Genomic DNA, 15,120 nt, shown 5'->3' on the forward strand with positions numbered 1-15,120 from the left:
TCCCAAATGCCGAACACAGCATGTTTTTGGCAGACGGTCAGCTCAGCATCCAGGCAATATAGAGAAGCGTCAATGCGATGATCCACAGCGCGATCCTGGCCGAGCGATTGTGGCGCGCCTCGGCCTTGCCGATCGCATCCGCCGTCTGCGCATCGAAGCGCAGCCCGTGCTCGCTCATATGCAGAAGCTGGTGGTGGAATTTTTCGGTCTTCGCCGCAATTTCCGGCACGGCTTCGGCGAGCTTGACCGCTGCCTTCAGCCCGTCCTTGATATCGGTGGCGATCCGCTTCGGCCCGAGATTGGTGCGGATCCAGTCGCCGACGACGGGCTCGGAGGCCTTCCACATGTTGAAGCGCGGATTGAGCATGCGCGACACGCCTTCGACCACGACCATGGTCTTTTGCAGCATCACCAGTTCCGGCCGCGTCGCCATGTCGAACAGTTCGGTCACTTCGAACAGCAGAGTCAGCAGCTTGCCCATCGAGATCGTCTCGGCCGGCTGCCCGTGGATCGGCTCGCCGATCGCCCGGATCGCCTGGGCGAAGCTCTCGACATTGTGATGGCCGGGCACATAGCCGGCCTCGAAATGCACCTCGGCGACGCGGATATAGTCGCGGGTGATGAAGCCGTAGAGGATTTCGGCGAGGAACCGCCGCTCCTTCTTGCCCAGCCGCCCGACGATGCCCATGTCGACGGCGACGATCATGCCGTCGGCATCGACGAAGAGATTGCCCGGATGCATGTCGGCATGGAAGAAGCCGTCGCGCAGCGTGTGGCGCAGGAACGACTGGATCAGCGTATCGGCAAGCAGGTTGAGATCGTGGCCGGCCGCCCGCAGGCCCTCGACGTCGGACATTCTCGTGCCGTCGATCCACTCCATGGTGATGACGTCGCGCCCGGTGCGCTCCCAGTCGACCTTCGGCACCCGGAAGCCCGGGTCTTTTTCGGTATTCTCGGCGATCTCGGAAAGGGCGGCCGCCTCCAGGCGAAGATCCATCTCCACCTTGGTCGTCTGCTCTAGCGTCTTCGTCACCTCGACCGGCCGCAGCCGCCGGCTGAAAGGCAGGAAACGCTCCTGCATATGGGCAACGAGATACATCGCCTCGATGTCATGGGCGAAGCGCTGGCGCACGCCCGGCCGCACGATCTTGACGGCGACCTTCTTGCGGCCCGCCGATGTCTCGACCTCGGCCGGATGCACCTGGGCGATCGAGGCGGCGGCGATCGGCTCGCCGAAGCTCGCATAGAGCTCGCCGATCGGCCGTCCAAGCGAGCCTTCGATATTGGCCTTGGCGGCGGCCGAGGGAAAGAAGGCCATCCGGTCCTGAAGCTGCGACAGGTCGTTGGCAAATTCGACGCCGACGACATCCGGCCGCGTCGCCAGGAACTGCCCGATCTTCACATAGGAGGGGCCGAGCCGTTCGACGGCCTGCGCCAGCCGGTCGCTGCGCGCAATCGCCTTGGCGCGGTTGCGCGCAAACACGCCGACGAAGGATTTGGCAAGGCTGATCGGGGGCGGCAGGCCCTCCGACGGCAGCGCCGAGATCACGCCTTCGCGCACAAGAATCCAGCCGACCCGAATGAGCCTGAAATATGCCCCGAAAGTGCTCATGTCCTGTGTGATTCTCGCGCGACGCTATCCGAAAACCGCTCTACATTTTTCGGCGTCATGCGTCAGAGCTTCCAGCCGGAATGGAGAGCGGCGATGCCGCCGGTATAATTGGTGTAGGTGACGCGCGAAAAGCCGGCCTGGCGGATCATGGCCGCAAAATTCTCCTGGTTCGGGAACTTGCGGATCGATTCCACCAGATATTGGTAGGGTTCGGCATCGCCGGTGATCGCCTTGCCGAATTGCGGGATGGCATTGAATGACCAGGCGTCGTAGATCTTGTCGAGAAGCGGCATATCGACTTCGGAAAATTCCAGCACCAGCAGCCGTCCGCCGCGTTTCAAGACGCGATAGGCTTCCGACAGCGCGACGTCGATCCTCGGCACGTTGCGGATGCCGAAGGCGATCGTATAAGCATCGAAGCTCCCGGCCTCGAAAGGCAGTTCCTCGGCATTCGCCTCGACGAAGGTGAGATTGCCGGAAAGCTTCTTCTTTTCCGCCCGCTCGGCACCGACGCCGAGCATCGAACCGTTGATGTCGAGCACGGTGGCATGCGCCTGCCGGCCCGAGGCCTCGACGATGCGGAAGGCGATATCGCCCGTGCCGCCGGCGACGTCGAGCACCTTGTAACCCGGCTCCTTGCGCGGGTTCAGCGCCGAAATCATCGCATCCTTCCAGGCGCGGTGCATGCCCATCGACATGACGTCGTTCATGATGTCGTAGCGCTTGGCGACCTTGTGGAACACCTGGTTGACCAGGCCCTGCTTCTCGCCGTCAGGCACCTCGCGGAAGCCGTAGGAGGTCTCCATGCCGCCATCGGCGGAAGTGCGGCTTTCTGACATCAGACTGCTCCATTCCTGAAGATTCGGGCGCGGCGGCCATAGCGAAAGACCGTGCGCGACGTTATCTATGGACCGCGTTCTCCGCGGCACACTGGCGCTATAGCGCACATCGTCGTCGGTTGAAACACGTTAGATATAGATGGGTTAAGATGCCGGAATTGCCAGAAGTCGAAACGGTGAAACGCGGCCTGACGCCGGCGATGGAAGGCACGCGCATCACCAGGCTGGAACTGCGGCGCGGCGATCTGCGCTTCCCCTTTCCCGACGCTTTCGCCGACAGGGTTTCCGGCCGCACTATTGTCGGCCTTGGCCGCCGCGCCAAATATCTGCTGGTCGACCTCGACGACGGCAACACGCTGATTTCCCACCTCGGCATGTCCGGTTCCTTTCGCATCGAGGAGGGCCGCATCGAGGAGGGGGTTGCCTCCGCTGCGCCAGGCGAATTCCATCATGCCCGCTCGAAGGACGAGAAACACGATCACGTCGTCTTCCATTTGCAGGGTGCAAGCGGCCCGCGCCGCGTCGTCTATAACGATCCGCGCCGTTTCGGCTTCATGGATATGGTGGGGCGGGCCGATCTTGCCGCCCATCCCTTCTTCCGCGATCTCGGCCCGGAGCCGACGGGAAACGAACTCGGCGCCGCCTATCTCGCCGAACGCTTCCGCGACAAGGCGCAGCCGCTGAAGAGCGCGCTGCTCGACCAGAAGAACATTGCCGGTCTCGGCAATATATATGTCTGCGAGGCGCTGTGGCGCTCGCATCTTTCGCCGGTCCGCGCCGCCGGCTCGCTGGTGACGGCGGCCGGCAGGCCGAAGGCGCAGCTCGACCTGCTCGTCGCCTCGATCCGCGACGTCATCGCCGATGCGATCGCGGCCGGCGGATCGTCGCTGCGTGACCATATCCAGACCGACGGATCGCTCGGCTATTTCCAGCATTCCTTCTCCGTCTACGATCGCGAAGGTCAGACTTGCCGCACGCCCGGCTGCGGCGGTACGGTCGCCCGCATCGTCCAGGCGGGTCGCTCCACCTTCTATTGCGCCGCCTGCCAGAAGTAAGAGTGAGAAACCGGGAGAACAGCATGACCTACGAGACCCTGATCGTCGAAACCCGAGGCAATGTCGGCCTCGTCACGCTGAACCGTCCGCAGGCGCTGAATGCCCTGAACTCCACCGTGCTGAAGGAGCTGAAGGAGGCCTATGCCGGCTTCCACGCCGATGAGACGGTCGGCGCGATCGTGCTCACCGGTTCCGAGCGCGCCTTTGCCGCCGGCGCCGATATCAAGGAAATGCAGGCGCTTCAGTTTGCCGACATCTATAAGAGTGATTTCATCAGCGGCTGGGATGATGTCGCCAAGGCGCGCAAGCCTGTCATCGCTGCCGTCAGCGGTTTTGCGCTCGGCGGCGGCTGCGAGCTCGCCATGATGTGCGATTTCATCATCGCCTCGGAGACGGCGAAGTTCGGCCAGCCGGAAATCACCCTCGGCGTCATTCCCGGCATGGGCGGGTCGCAGCGGCTGACCCGCGCCGTCGGCAAGGCGAAGGCGATGGACCTCATCCTGACCGGCCGGATGATGGATGCGGCGGAAGCCGAACGATCGGGACTCGTTTCGCGTGTGGTGGCGCCCGAGCGTCTGCTCGACGAGGCTTTTGCCGCGGCCGAAAAGATCGCCTCGCTGTCGCGTCCCTCGGTCCTGATGGCCAAGGAGGCAGTCAACCGCGCATTCGAGACGACGCTGGAGGAGGGCTTGCGTTTCGAGCGCCGGCTGTTTCACAGTCTCTTTGCCACCGACGACCAGAAAGAAGGCATGGCGGCCTTCGTCGAGAAGCGCAAACCGGCTTTTACGCACCGTTGAATGTTTTTCGGCGCTTGCCGGTGGTAAAGCTTGAAAATCCGCGTTGACGTGGGCCGGCTTTAGAGTTATATGCCCGCCCACGGTTCGGAAAGCCGGTTTGGTTTTCCGCGATTGCTCCCGCATTGCTGGATTTTGTGGCCGCAGGGCCCGCGGTAATGGCGGAGTTTGTTCGAATTCTTGAGAGAGGCATCCATGGCCAATACAACTTCGGCGAAAAAAGCGACCCGCAAGATCGCCCGCCGTACCGACGTCAATAAGGCTCGTCGCTCGCGCGTTCGTACTTTCGTTCGCCAGGTCGAAGAGGCCATCGCATCCGGTGACGCCGCCAAGGCGAAGGAAGCTTTCCTGGCGGCTCAGCCCGAGCTTGCCCGCGCCGCCAGCAAGGGTGTGCTGCACTCCAATACGGCATCGCGCAAGGTTTCGCGCCTGGCTGCTCGTGTGAAGGCTCTTTCGGTCACCACGACCGCATAATCTTCCTTTAACGACTTCCTCTTTATGATTAGCCCGGTAATTTTACCGGGCTTTTTCGATTCCGCCAATCAGCCCCTGCATGGTTAATCTCACGACTGTTTCGTGTCAGTGCCATGACAGGAAAAATTGTTTAAAAACAATGGCTTGCGCTAGGATGCTTTCACGCCGCGCGACTCTACCCCACGCTTTCGGGGTCAGGGGTGAGTCAAGAAGATTTTTATTTTTTTTCTTTCCATGCGTGTCAAAATAGCCCGAACGGGGAATCTCCTTGATTCAAAAGCGATTCTTTTTTGACGCTGGTGTGACGCCCGAAAAGGGCAGGCGGAGTCAATGGCCGCTTCTTAATTTTGCGTAAAATTCATCGTTGATATTGCCTTTTGATCCTGCCTAAATGGCTTTCAACAAAGGGCGCGGACATCACCTGCAGAGGCTCGGTCTTAACTGCCACGTCGGCAGGGCGATAAGTTTGTGCCCTTTGTTACGGAGCATTGCGTTTCCGTTTTTTCAAGCACTTGACGGATTTGGGCCGTAACGTGGCTGTTACGGAGCGGAGATGTTTTGTGCCTTCAGCGGCCACACGTTTAAGGCGAGACCGCAGGAGAGGGTTAAAGTGATATTGCGTTCGGGCTGGTCGGCCGAAAACGAGGATCGACCGCCAGCCTGGCACGGAAAGCCGCTGAAGGTTCCGCATGAATGCGGTCCCTGCAACGGAATTCTGTTGCCGGTCCCTTCGGGGGCAGTGTTTGAGTGAACCGGCAGGTGAGCGGCTTCATGAGGATGCCGTCAGCCCGCCAAAGCGGGGAATGATCGGGCGGCTATTTTAGCGGAAGCCGCCCGGTGGAATTGAAAGGCGGCATTATGCACATGAATACGATGACGACGGGCGGGCTCGACAATGGGGATGCGGCACCGCAGACGTTCGGCACCATTCGCCTGGAAGTGGGGGAAGCAAAGGCGGACATGAAGCACAGCATCTTGTTTGAGCGCGTCAGCGCGCGCTTGAAGGCCCAGGTCGGTCCTGACGTCTATGCCAGCTGGTTCGCCAGGCTGAAGCTGCATTCGGTATCGAAGAGCGTCGTTCGTCTCTCGGTTCCCACGACCTTCCTGAAGTCGTGGATCAACAATCGTTATCTCGATCTCATCACCGGTCTGTTCCAGGCCGAGGACCCGGAAATTCTCAAGATCGAAGTCCTGGTGCGCACGGCAACGCGCAGCGGCACCAAGGCGCTCGACGAGGCGGTTCAGCCCGAGCCGGTCGTTGCCCCCCAGATGCGCCGCCCGACGAGCGCCCAGCCGGCCGGTCAGGCCGTCCAGCAGGCGGTGTCGGCTGTTGCTGCGGCAAGGCCCGCAAGCTTCGGTTCGCCGCTCTTTGGCTCGCCGCTCGATAGCCGCTTCACCTTCGATACCTTCGTGGAAGGCAGCTCGAACCGGGTCGCGCTTGCGGCTGCCAAGACGATCGCGGAAGCCGGTTCCGGCGCCGTGCGCTTCAATCCGCTCTTCATCCATTCGACGGTCGGCCTCGGCAAGACCCATCTGCTGCAGGCGGTCGCCAATGCGGCGGTGCAGAACCCGAGAGCGCTGCGCGTCGTCTATCTGACGGCCGAATATTTCATGTGGCGCTTCGCCACCGCAATCCGCGACAATGATGCGCTGACGCTGAAGGATTCGCTGCGCAACATCGATCTCCTGATCATCGACGACATGCAGTTCCTGCAGGGCAAGATGATCCAGCATGAATTCTGCCATCTCCTCAACATGCTGCTCGACAGCGCCAAGCAGGTCGTCGTTGCTGCTGACCGTGCGCCCTGGGAGCTGGAGTCGCTCGATCCCCGCGTCCGTTCGCGCCTGCAGGGCGGTGTCGCGATCGAATTCGACGCGCCGGATTACGAGATGCGTCTCGAAATCCTCAGGCGTCGCCTTGCTGCAGCCCGGCTCGAAGATCCATCACTCGAAATTCCGGCCGAACTGCTCCAGCATGTCGCCCGCAACGTCACGGCCAGCGGCCGCGAACTCGAAGGCGCCTTCAACCAGCTGGTCTTCCGCCGCTCCTTCGAGCCGAACCTGTCGATTGAGCGCGTGGACGAACTGCTCGCCCATCTGGTCGGCTCCGGCGAGCCCCGCCGGGTGCGCATCGAGGATATCCAGCGCATCGTCGCCAGGCACTACAACGTCTCGCGCCAGGAACTGGTCTCGAACCGCCGCACCCGCGTCATCGTCAAGCCGCGCCAGATCGCCATGTATCTGTCGAAGACGCTGACGCCGCGCTCCTTCCCGGAGATCGGCCGCCGTTTCGGCGGTCGTGATCACACGACCGTGCTGCATGCCGTGCGCAAGATCGAGGAACTGATTTCGGGAGACACCAAGCTTTCGCACGAAGTCGAGCTTCTGAAGCGGCTGATCAACGAATAATCGACGATTCTCTTCTGAATTCGACGGCCGGAAGCGATTCCGGCCGTTTTCCTTTATAAGTTTTTTATTCTATACCTCCGGCGCATCCAGTGCATGTCAAAGACTGAAGCGCTGAAATGAGCGCGTGGGAGGAATGAATGAGTTTCGAAAAGATCGCCGTTCTCGGCCTGGGCAAGGTCGGACGGCTGGCGGCGACGCTGTTGCATGAAGGCGGCTTCGAGGTGATCGGCGTCGATGCGCAGCTGCCGCTGAGCGACGTCCCCTTCAAGTGCCGCACCGGCGATATTTCAGATCCCGCGGTGATCGGCGAACTGCTCTCCAGTGTCGAGGCGGTGCTCTCCTGCCTGCCTTATCATTTGAACATCGAGTTGGCGCGCGCCGCCCATCTTGCCGGCATTCATTATTTCGATCTGACCGAAGATGTTCCCACAACCAATTTCATCATCGAACTGTCGAAGACCGCCCGCGGCCTGATGGCGCCGCAATGCGGCCTGGCGCCGGGTTTCGTCGGTATCGTCGGCGCAAGCCTGGCCGACGGCTTCGATCGCTGCCGTTCGATCCGCATGCGCGTCGGCGCCCTGCCGCAGCACCCGACCGGGCTGCTCGGCTACGCCTTCAACTGGTCGCCCGAGGGCGTCGTCAACGAATATCTGAACGACTGCGAGGTGATCGAGGGCGGTGTCCGCAAGCTGGTCTCGCCGATGGAATGGCACGAGACCGTCTATGTCGGCGGCGTCAAGCTCGAAGCCTTCACCACCTCGGGCGGTCTTGGCACCATGTGCGACACCATGCTCGGCAAGATCGACAATCTCGATTACAAGACGATGCGTTATCCCGGCCATATGGAGCTGATGAACTTCTTCTTCCACGAACTGCTGATGCGCGACAAGCGCAAGCTCGCCGGCGAGATCCTGACCAACGCCAAGCCGCCGGTTGAAGACGATGTCGTCTATGTCCATGTCGCCGCCGAAGGGACGGAGAATGGCAGCCTGCGCCGCAAGGAATTCGTGCGCGCCTATTACCCGATCGAGATTGCCGGCGCCCGCCGCACCGCAATTGCCTGGACGACCTCGGCCTCGGTCGTGGCCGTCATCGAAATGGTCCGCGACGGCCTGCTGCCGGCGACCGGCTTCCTGCACCAGGAGCATATTCCGCTGGAGATGTTCTTGAAGACGCCGACCGGCAGCCTGTTCAAATCAGGCGCGACCAGCCACGGCTGATAAATGCGCTCCAGCGCGGCGGCGATATCGATGCCGCCGCGTTGTAAATTCGCACGTCGTATTGATGTCAGCAGGCGAGATCGGCGACGACGGAGTCGAGGATCAGCATGCCGGACGGCGTGCAGCGCAGGCGTGAATTGCCGATCCGCTCGATGAATTTGTGTTCCAGCAGGAATTCCTCGCGTTTCGGGTCGAGGTCGCGGCCCGAAAGCTGCTGCCAGCGGGCAAGATCGACACCTTCCCGGAGCCGCAGCCCCATCAGCAAGAGCTCGTCGGACTGTTCCTCGAAGCCGAGCCGCTCCTCGTCGAGAATGCCGTGGCCGTCGCGCTCGACCATGTCGAGCCAGGCTTCCGGCTTGCGCTCGGTCGCCGTGGCGATCTTCTCCGGGCCGCGTGTCAGCCGGCCATGGGCGCCGGGGCCGATGCCGGCATAATCGCCGTAACGCCAGTAGGTCAGGTTATGCCGGCTTTCGGCACCCGGCCGGGCGTGATTGGAAACCTCATAGGCCGGCATGCCCTCGCGCGCGGTGATCTCCTGCGTCGCCTCGTAGAGCAATGCCGATTGCTCGCCGTCCGGCACGACCAGCTTGCCCGCCTTGTGCAGGCCGTAGAAGGGCGTGCCTTCCTCGATGGTCAGCTGATAGAGGGAGAGATGGTCGACCGCATAGGAGATAGCCTCCTTCAGCTCTTTCTCCCATTCCTCGACCGTCTGCTGCGGCCGGGCATAGATCAGATCGAAGGACATGCGGGGAAAAATGTCGCGCGCCAGCCGGATTGCTTTCAGCGCGTCGGCGACATCATGCAGACGGCCGAGGAATTTCAGGTCCCGATCATTCAGCGCTTGCACGCCGAGCGAGACACGATTGACGCCGGCGGCCCGATAGCCGCGGAAGCGGTCGGCCTCGACGCTCGAAGGGTTGGCCTCCATGGTGATTTCGATGCCGGCAGGCACGTGCCAGTGCCGGGCAATGCCGTCGAGAATGGCCGAGACCGTTTCCGGCTTCATCAGCGAGGGCGTGCCGCCGCCGAGGAAGATGCTGGTGACCGTCTTCGGCCCGCTCATCGCCCGCACCGTTGCCATCTCCTTCAAGAAGGCAGCGGTGAAGCGCTCCTGATCCACCGGCTGGTGGCGCACATGGCTGTTGAAATCGCAATAGGGACACTTCGCCGCACAGAAGGGCCAATGCACGTAGACGCCGAAGCCGGGCTCACCGGTATCGGGCAAAAGTGCTGCATCGCGCGAGCTGCTTGGCGTGTCTGATGTGCCCACGTACCGACCTTATGCCTCCAGGCAGGTTTCGACGAAGAGTTTGAAGGCGCGGGCCCGGTGCGACAGCGCTTGCGGCTTGCCGACGTTCCAGCCGTGTTTTTCCTCGCCGCTCATTTCGCCGAAGGTGATGTCGTAACCCTTAGGCTGGAAGACCGGATCGTAGCCGAAGCCCTGGGTGCCGCGCGGCGGCCAGACGACGCTGCCTTCCACCTCGCCACGGAACAGCTCCGTGTGCCCGTCCGGCCAGGCGAGGCAGAGCACGCTGATGAAACGTGCGGTGCGCTGTTCCGGCTTCGTCGCGCCGGCATCCTGCAGCGCCTTTTCCACCTTGGCCATCGCCATGTCGAAATCGCGCGTGCCGTCGGCCCTCTCCGCCCAGTTGGCGGTGTAGACGCCGGGATCGCCGCCGAGCGCGTCGACCACCAGTCCGGAATCGTCCGAAAGCGCCGGCATGCCGGCGGCATTGGCCGAGGCCACCGCCTTGATCGTCGCATTCTCCTCGAAACTCGTGCCGGTCTCGTCAGGCTCGACGAAATTCAGCTCCGCCGCCGATTTGGCGGTGAAGCCGAGCGGCCCGATCAATTCCTGGATCTCGCGGATCTTGCCGGCATTGTGGCTGGCGACGACGATGGTCTTCGTTTCAAGCTTGCGCATTCAGATATCCTGTTCGATGCCCCAGATTTTAGCCTCTGCGCATTCCAGGCTGTTGCCGGCCGGATCGCGGAAATAGATCGAGCGGCCGCCGTTCGGCCAGCGCACCTCGGATTCGATCGCCACATCAGCCGCCGTCAGCTTCTCGGCCATGGCGTCGATATTGCGGCCGGATACCCGGAAACAGGCATGGCCCTGGCCGGTGGTGCCGTGCGGCGGCACCTGCAGGGCATCAGGCGCCGGCGGCTTCACCGTTTCCTCGGGGTTGAAGATTAACAGAACGCCGGGCCCGCAGCGGAAGAAGACATGCCGGTTGGCGGCGCGGGCGATCTTCTCCAGTCCGAGGACGTCTTCGTAAAACGCCTCGGCCTGATCGAGATCCCGCGCATAGAGCGCCGTTTCCAACATGCCTTCCAGCATGGGGTTCATCCTTCGACGGCTTGCTTCTGCAGCGCCACCAGTTCGCCGATGCCGTTTCTGGCAAGCTGCATCAGCGAGGTGAATTCGCCCTCGCTGAACGGCGTGCCCTCGGCCGTGCCCTGGATCTCGACGATCCCGCCGGTGCCGGTCATGACGAAGTTCGCATCGGTCTCGGCCGAGGAATCCTCGAGGTAATCGAGATCGATCACCGGCTGGCTGGCGAAGATACCGCAGGAGATGGCGGCGACATGATCCTTCAGGACCCGGTCAACCTTGATCATGTTGCGGCTTTCCATCCATTTCAGGCAATCGTAAAGCGCAATCCAGCCGCCGGTGATCGAGGCGGTCCGCGTGCCGCCATCGGCCTGGATGACGTCGCAGTCGAGCGTGATCTGCCGTTCGCCGAGCGCCTGCAGGTCGACGACGGCGCGCAACGACCGGCCGATCAGCCGCTGAATTTCCTGGGTGCGGCCGCCCTGCTTGCCGGCGGCGGCCTCGCGCTTCATCCGTTCGCCGGTCGCCCGCGGCAGCATGCCGTATTCGGCGGTGACCCAGCCCTTGCCGGTATTGCGCAGCCAGGGCGGCGTCTTTTCTTCAAGGCTGGCCGTGCAGAGCACATGCGTATCGCCGAACTTGACCAGGCAGGAGCCTTCCGCATGCTTGGAAAAATTGCGCTCGAACGAGACCTTGCGCATCTGGTCGATTTTTCTGCCTGAAGGCCGCATTCTTATCTCCTGGGGTTTGTTGACCGCTTCTACGATTGGCGGCGCCTATTTGCAAATTCCCTTTTGCCACGGGTGCGAGTTTGACTTACTTTTCGGGAAGTATCATCAGCGCGGGTTCTTAAGCTTCATGGGCATCAGGTCGACGTCGGTTTCGGATGCTGTTGCCGCACTGGACGAGCGCTCCAGGGAAATTTTTCGGCGCATCGTCGAAGGCTATCTGGAAAGTGGCGAGCCGCTCGGTTCGCGCAACCTGTCCCGTCTTCTGCCGATGTCGCTGTCGCCGGCCTCGGTGCGCAACGTCATGAGCGATCTCGAAGAACTCGGCCTGATCTATTCGCCGCACGTCAGCGCCGGACGGCTGCCGACCCAGATCGGCCTGCGTTTCTTCGTCGATGCCTTCATGCAGGTCGGCGACCTCTCTGCCGAGGAGCGCGCCAACATCGACCGGCAGGTGCGGGCCGAAAGCGGCGGCAATCCGGTGGAATCGATGATGAACGAGGCAAGCCGCATGCTGTCCGGCATTTCGCGCGGCGCCGGCCTCGTCATCACCTCGAAAAGCGATCCGGTGCTGAAACATGTCGAGTTCATCCGGCTCGAACCGACCAAGGCGCTGGCCGTGCTCGTCGGCGATCACGATCAGGTGGAAAACCGCATCATCGAGCTGCCGGCGGGCGTCACCTCCTCGCAACTGACCGAGGCGGCGAATTTTCTCAATGCCCATATGTCCGGCCAGACGCTGCCGGAACTCCGCAAGCAGTTGAGCCGGCTGAAGGATGACGTCCGCCACGAGCTCGATGCCCTGTCGCGCGATCTCGTCGAGCGCGGCATCGCTGTCTGGGCCGGCAGCCCGGACGAGGGCAAGCCCGCGCAACTGATCATCCGCGGCCGCGCCAACTTGCTCGAGGGGCTGGCCGGCGCCGAGGATCTCGACCGGCTGCGCTTGCTGTTCGACGATCTCGAGAAGAAGGACAGCCTGATCGAGATTCTCAATCTCGCCGAAACCGGTTCCGGCGTGCGCATCTTCATCGGTTCGGAAAACAAGCTCTTCTCGCTGTCCGGCTCGTCGCTGATCGTCGCGCCCTATCGTGACGATGACGATCGCATCGTCGGTGCCGTCGGCGTCATCGGCCCGACGCGGCTCAATTATTCCCGCATCGTGCCGATGGTGGATTACACCGCCCAGCTCGTCTCCCGCCTTTCGCGCAATCAGCTTTGACGCCGCAACTGGCGAACGTGCGGAATTTTCGCTTCTTTGTCACGCAGACTTGATTTTTTTCGGTCAAACCTCGATATCGGGCGCATCTGAAGACACCAACCGGAGACCGTCATGACCGATGACACGACGAAAAACGGACCTGACGCAACTGCGGCCGATGCCGCAGCCGACGCTGCCGCCTACGTCGAGAACGATATTGCGCAGGAAGAGGCTGCCCAGCCGGACCCGCTCGAGCTTCTGAAAGCCGAAAACGGTGAGCTGCGCGACCGCTATCTGCGCCTTGCCGCCGAGATGGACAATCTGCGCCGGCGCACCGAGCGCGAAGTGAAGGACGCCAAGTCCTATTCCGTCGCGGGTTTTGCGCGCGACATGCTCGCCGTCTCGGACAATCTGCGCCGCGCGCTTGATGCCATCTCTCCGGAGACCAAGGCCGCGGCCGATGCCGGCCTCAGCACCCTGATCGAAGGTGTCGAGATGACCGAGCGCGCCATGCTGTCGGCTCTTGAGCGCCACGGCGTTCGCAAGCTGGAGCCGGTCGGCCAGAAGTTCGATCCGAATTTCCATCAGGCGATGTTCGAGGTGCCCAACCCCGACGTGCCGAACAATACGGTCGTCCAGGTCGTGCAGGCAGGCTTCACCATCGGCGAACGCGTGCTGCGCCCGGCCATGGTCGGCGTCGCCAAGGGCGGCCCCAAGCCGGCCGAAGCCGAAACCAATTCCGTCTTCGACGAGAAGGACGCTTAAGGACGTTTCCCTTCCGCTCAGGAAGGGAAACCAAAGCTTCAGATGCGGGCGAAACGTTCGATCAGCAGATCGAAGAAGCCGTCCGCATCGACATGGCGCATGACCTTGGCATTGCGCTTGCGCTCGGTCACATGCCACCAGTCGACGACGGTCATGCCGACGGTGAGTTCGGACCGGACCTCGATCTCGACATTGCAGTCCCGACCCCTGAAGAGCTCCGGCTTCAGCAGATAGGCGATCACGGTCGGGTCGTGCAGCGGCCCGCCGTCGGAGCCGTATTTCTCGATATCGAACCGCTCGAAGAATTCCAGCATCTCGACCATGGCCTTAACAGGCGCCGTGCCGATTTCGGCCATGCGCTTCACCCGGTCCTTGCGGGTCAGCAATTGGTGAGTGACGTCAAGCGGCATCATCACGATCGGCACGCCTGAGCGAAAGACGATATCGGCGGCCTCGGGATCGACATAGATGTTGAATTCGGCGGCCGGCGTGATGTTGCCGCCCTCGAAGAAGCCGCCGCCCATCATCACCAGTTCGCGGATGCGGGGAACGATGTCGGGCGCCTTCTGGAAGGCCAGGCCGATATTGGTGAGCGGCCCGAGCGTGCAGAGCGTCACCGTGCCTGTCGGCTCGCGGCGCAGCGTCTCGATGATGAAATCGACCGAATGGTCGGGCTGCAGCGCCATCGTCGGCTCGCTGAGGTCGGGCCCGTCGAGGCCGGTCTTGCCGTGCACATGTTCGGCCGTCACCAGATTGCGGGCGATCGGCGCGTCGGCGCCGGCGAAAACCTTTGTCTCCCGCCGGCCGCAGAGCTCGCAGACGATGCGCGCATTGCGGCTGGTGAAGGAAAGCGGCACGTTGCCGGCGACCGTCGTGATCCCCAGCACCTCCAGCTCCTCGGGACTGCCGAAGGCCAGCATGATGGCGGCCGCATCGTCCTGGCCGGGATCCGTGTCGATGATGATCTTTCTTGCGCTTGCCATTCCGATCGTTCCATCCTCGCGGGTGCGCTTTGCCTCGGCATGCACCGATTTGTTCATTTCCCGTCACAAATCAGCACAGTCCGTGCGGGCATGTTTTGATGCGAGGCAGCCGCCGCTTTGTCAAGCAAGCAGCCGGCGGCACCGCTTTAAAATTGTGAGGTGGCGCCGGCACGTCGCACCGTGCCTTGCAGCACTGGACTGCTCTCCCCATATTAGCGGCATCCGGACGCTGCGTTTAAGGTCCGGGATGGTCGCTTGCATCAAGGACTTGAAAAGAGATGAGCCGCATTACCCCTTTCGCCAGCCCGCTGCTTCTGGGCTTCGATGCCATGGAAAAGACGCTGGAGCGCATTTCCAAGGCGAGCGACGGATATCCGCCCTACAATATCGAGCGCATCGCCGCCGACAACGGCGCCCCGGAACGTCTGCGCATCACCCTTGCCGTCGCCGGTTTCAGCGAGGAGGAACTCGATGTCTCCATTGAGGAGAACCAGCTTCTGATCCGCGGCCGCCAAGTGGAACAGGGCGAACGGGACTATCTCTACCGCGGCATCGCCGCCCGCCAGTTCCAGCGCACCTTCGTTCTTGCCGACGGCATGCAGGTGCTCGGCGCCGGCCTGAAGAACGGTCTGCTCTCCGTCGATCTAATTCGTCCGGAACCCGCGCGCATGGTCAAGAAAATTAACATTTCGGTTTCACAGTAGCACA

Annotated in this window: 15 protein-coding genes; 8 read left to right on the forward strand and 7 right to left on the reverse strand. The window is 62.2% G+C overall.

The genetic code is table 11. The annotated features are described in order from the left end of the window. Positions 1-37 precede the first annotated feature (37 nt). Together ubiB and ubiE are read right to left on the reverse strand one after the other, a co-directional pair. Complete coding sequence (gene ubiB, locus FHX10_RS19590; protein ID WP_063474781.1) at positions 38-1,612, reverse strand: 2-polyprenylphenol 6-hydroxylase; 1,575 nt, start codon at positions 1,610-1,612, stop codon at positions 38-40. Positions 1,613-1,674: 62 nt separating this feature from the next. After that, on the reverse strand, positions 1,675-2,451 hold the full coding sequence (gene ubiE / locus FHX10_RS19595) for a bifunctional demethylmenaquinone methyltransferase/2-methoxy-6-polyprenyl-1,4-benzoquinol methylase UbiE (RefSeq protein ID WP_063474780.1): 777 nt from the start codon (positions 2,449-2,451) through the stop codon (positions 1,675-1,677). Positions 2,452-2,600: 149 nt separating this feature from the next. Here ubiE and mutM point away from each other — a divergent pair, with 149 nt between their 5' ends. The 5 genes from mutM (at position 2,601) to FHX10_RS19620 (ending at position 8,403) form a co-directional block, all read left to right on the forward strand. After that, entirely contained in the window at positions 2,601-3,506 is a 906-nt protein-coding gene (gene mutM / locus FHX10_RS19600; protein WP_063474779.1) for a bifunctional DNA-formamidopyrimidine glycosylase/DNA-(apurinic or apyrimidinic site) lyase, read from the forward strand. Positions 3,507-3,529: 23 nt separating this feature from the next. Then, positions 3,530-4,303, forward strand: a complete 774-nt coding sequence (locus FHX10_RS19605) for an enoyl-CoA hydratase (RefSeq protein ID WP_063474778.1) — start codon at positions 3,530-3,532, stop codon at positions 4,301-4,303. Positions 4,304-4,495: 192 nt separating this feature from the next. Next, positions 4,496-4,774, forward strand: coding sequence for a 30S ribosomal protein S20 (rpsT, locus tag FHX10_RS19610; RefSeq protein ID WP_003544819.1), 279 nt, complete (start codon positions 4,496-4,498; stop codon positions 4,772-4,774). Between the two features lie 858 nt (positions 4,775-5,632). Then, on the forward strand, positions 5,633-7,183 hold the full coding sequence (gene dnaA / locus FHX10_RS19615) for a chromosomal replication initiator protein DnaA (protein WP_047617290.1): 1,551 nt from the start codon (positions 5,633-5,635) through the stop codon (positions 7,181-7,183). Between the two features lie 137 nt (positions 7,184-7,320). Further along, entirely contained in the window at positions 7,321-8,403 is a 1,083-nt protein-coding gene (locus FHX10_RS19620; protein WP_047617221.1) for a saccharopine dehydrogenase family protein, read from the forward strand. 67 nt (positions 8,404-8,470) lie between these two features. Here FHX10_RS19620 and hemW read toward each other — a convergent pair whose 3' ends face one another. Genes hemW through rph form a run of 4 tightly spaced genes read right to left on the reverse strand, consistent with a single transcriptional unit; the run spans position 8,471 to position 11,469 of the window. Continuing rightward, positions 8,471-9,673: a radical SAM family heme chaperone HemW gene (gene hemW, locus FHX10_RS19625; protein ID WP_047617219.1), complete on the reverse strand. Its 1,203-nt coding sequence runs from the start codon at positions 9,671-9,673 to the stop codon at positions 8,471-8,473. Between the two features lie 9 nt (positions 9,674-9,682). Next, positions 9,683-10,327: an RdgB/HAM1 family non-canonical purine NTP pyrophosphatase gene (rdgB, locus tag FHX10_RS19630; protein WP_047617217.1), complete on the reverse strand. Its 645-nt coding sequence runs from the start codon at positions 10,325-10,327 to the stop codon at positions 9,683-9,685. After that, positions 10,328-10,753 carry a VOC family protein gene (locus tag FHX10_RS19635; protein ID WP_063474777.1) on the reverse strand — a complete coding sequence of 142 codons (426 nt, stop codon included), beginning with the start codon at positions 10,751-10,753 and terminating at the stop codon, positions 10,328-10,330. It lies immediately after the preceding gene. Beyond that, positions 10,750-11,469, reverse strand: coding sequence for a ribonuclease PH (gene rph / locus FHX10_RS19640; RefSeq protein ID WP_011650181.1), 720 nt, complete (start codon positions 11,467-11,469; stop codon positions 10,750-10,752). The genes FHX10_RS19635 and rph overlap by 4 nt, the downstream gene beginning before the upstream one ends. A 127-nt stretch (positions 11,470-11,596) precedes the next feature. Between rph and hrcA the strand changes: the two genes are divergently transcribed. Together hrcA and grpE are read left to right on the forward strand one after the other, a co-directional pair. Next, positions 11,597-12,685: a heat-inducible transcriptional repressor HrcA gene (gene hrcA / locus FHX10_RS19645; protein ID WP_047617213.1), complete on the forward strand. Its 1,089-nt coding sequence runs from the start codon at positions 11,597-11,599 to the stop codon at positions 12,683-12,685. A gap of 111 nt (positions 12,686-12,796) precedes the next feature. Further along, positions 12,797-13,429 carry a nucleotide exchange factor GrpE gene (gene grpE / locus FHX10_RS19650; RefSeq protein WP_047617212.1) on the forward strand — a complete coding sequence of 211 codons (633 nt, stop codon included), beginning with the start codon at positions 12,797-12,799 and terminating at the stop codon, positions 13,427-13,429. 38 nt (positions 13,430-13,467) lie between these two features. Here grpE and FHX10_RS19655 read toward each other — a convergent pair whose 3' ends face one another. Next, a complete protein-coding gene (locus tag FHX10_RS19655) occupies positions 13,468-14,412 on the reverse strand; it encodes a nucleoside hydrolase (protein ID WP_063474859.1) in 945 nt (314 codons plus the stop codon). 278 nt (positions 14,413-14,690) lie between these two features. Between FHX10_RS19655 and FHX10_RS19660 the strand changes: the two genes are divergently transcribed. After that, complete coding sequence (locus tag FHX10_RS19660; protein ID WP_047617210.1) at positions 14,691-15,116, forward strand: Hsp20 family protein; 426 nt, start codon at positions 14,691-14,693, stop codon at positions 15,114-15,116. The last annotated feature ends 4 nt before the right edge of the window (positions 15,117-15,120 follow it).

The sequence above is a fragment of the Rhizobium sp. BK591 genome, assembly GCF_014195045.1.
GTDB classification, from domain to species: domain Bacteria; phylum Pseudomonadota; class Alphaproteobacteria; order Rhizobiales; family Rhizobiaceae; genus Rhizobium; species Rhizobium anhuiense.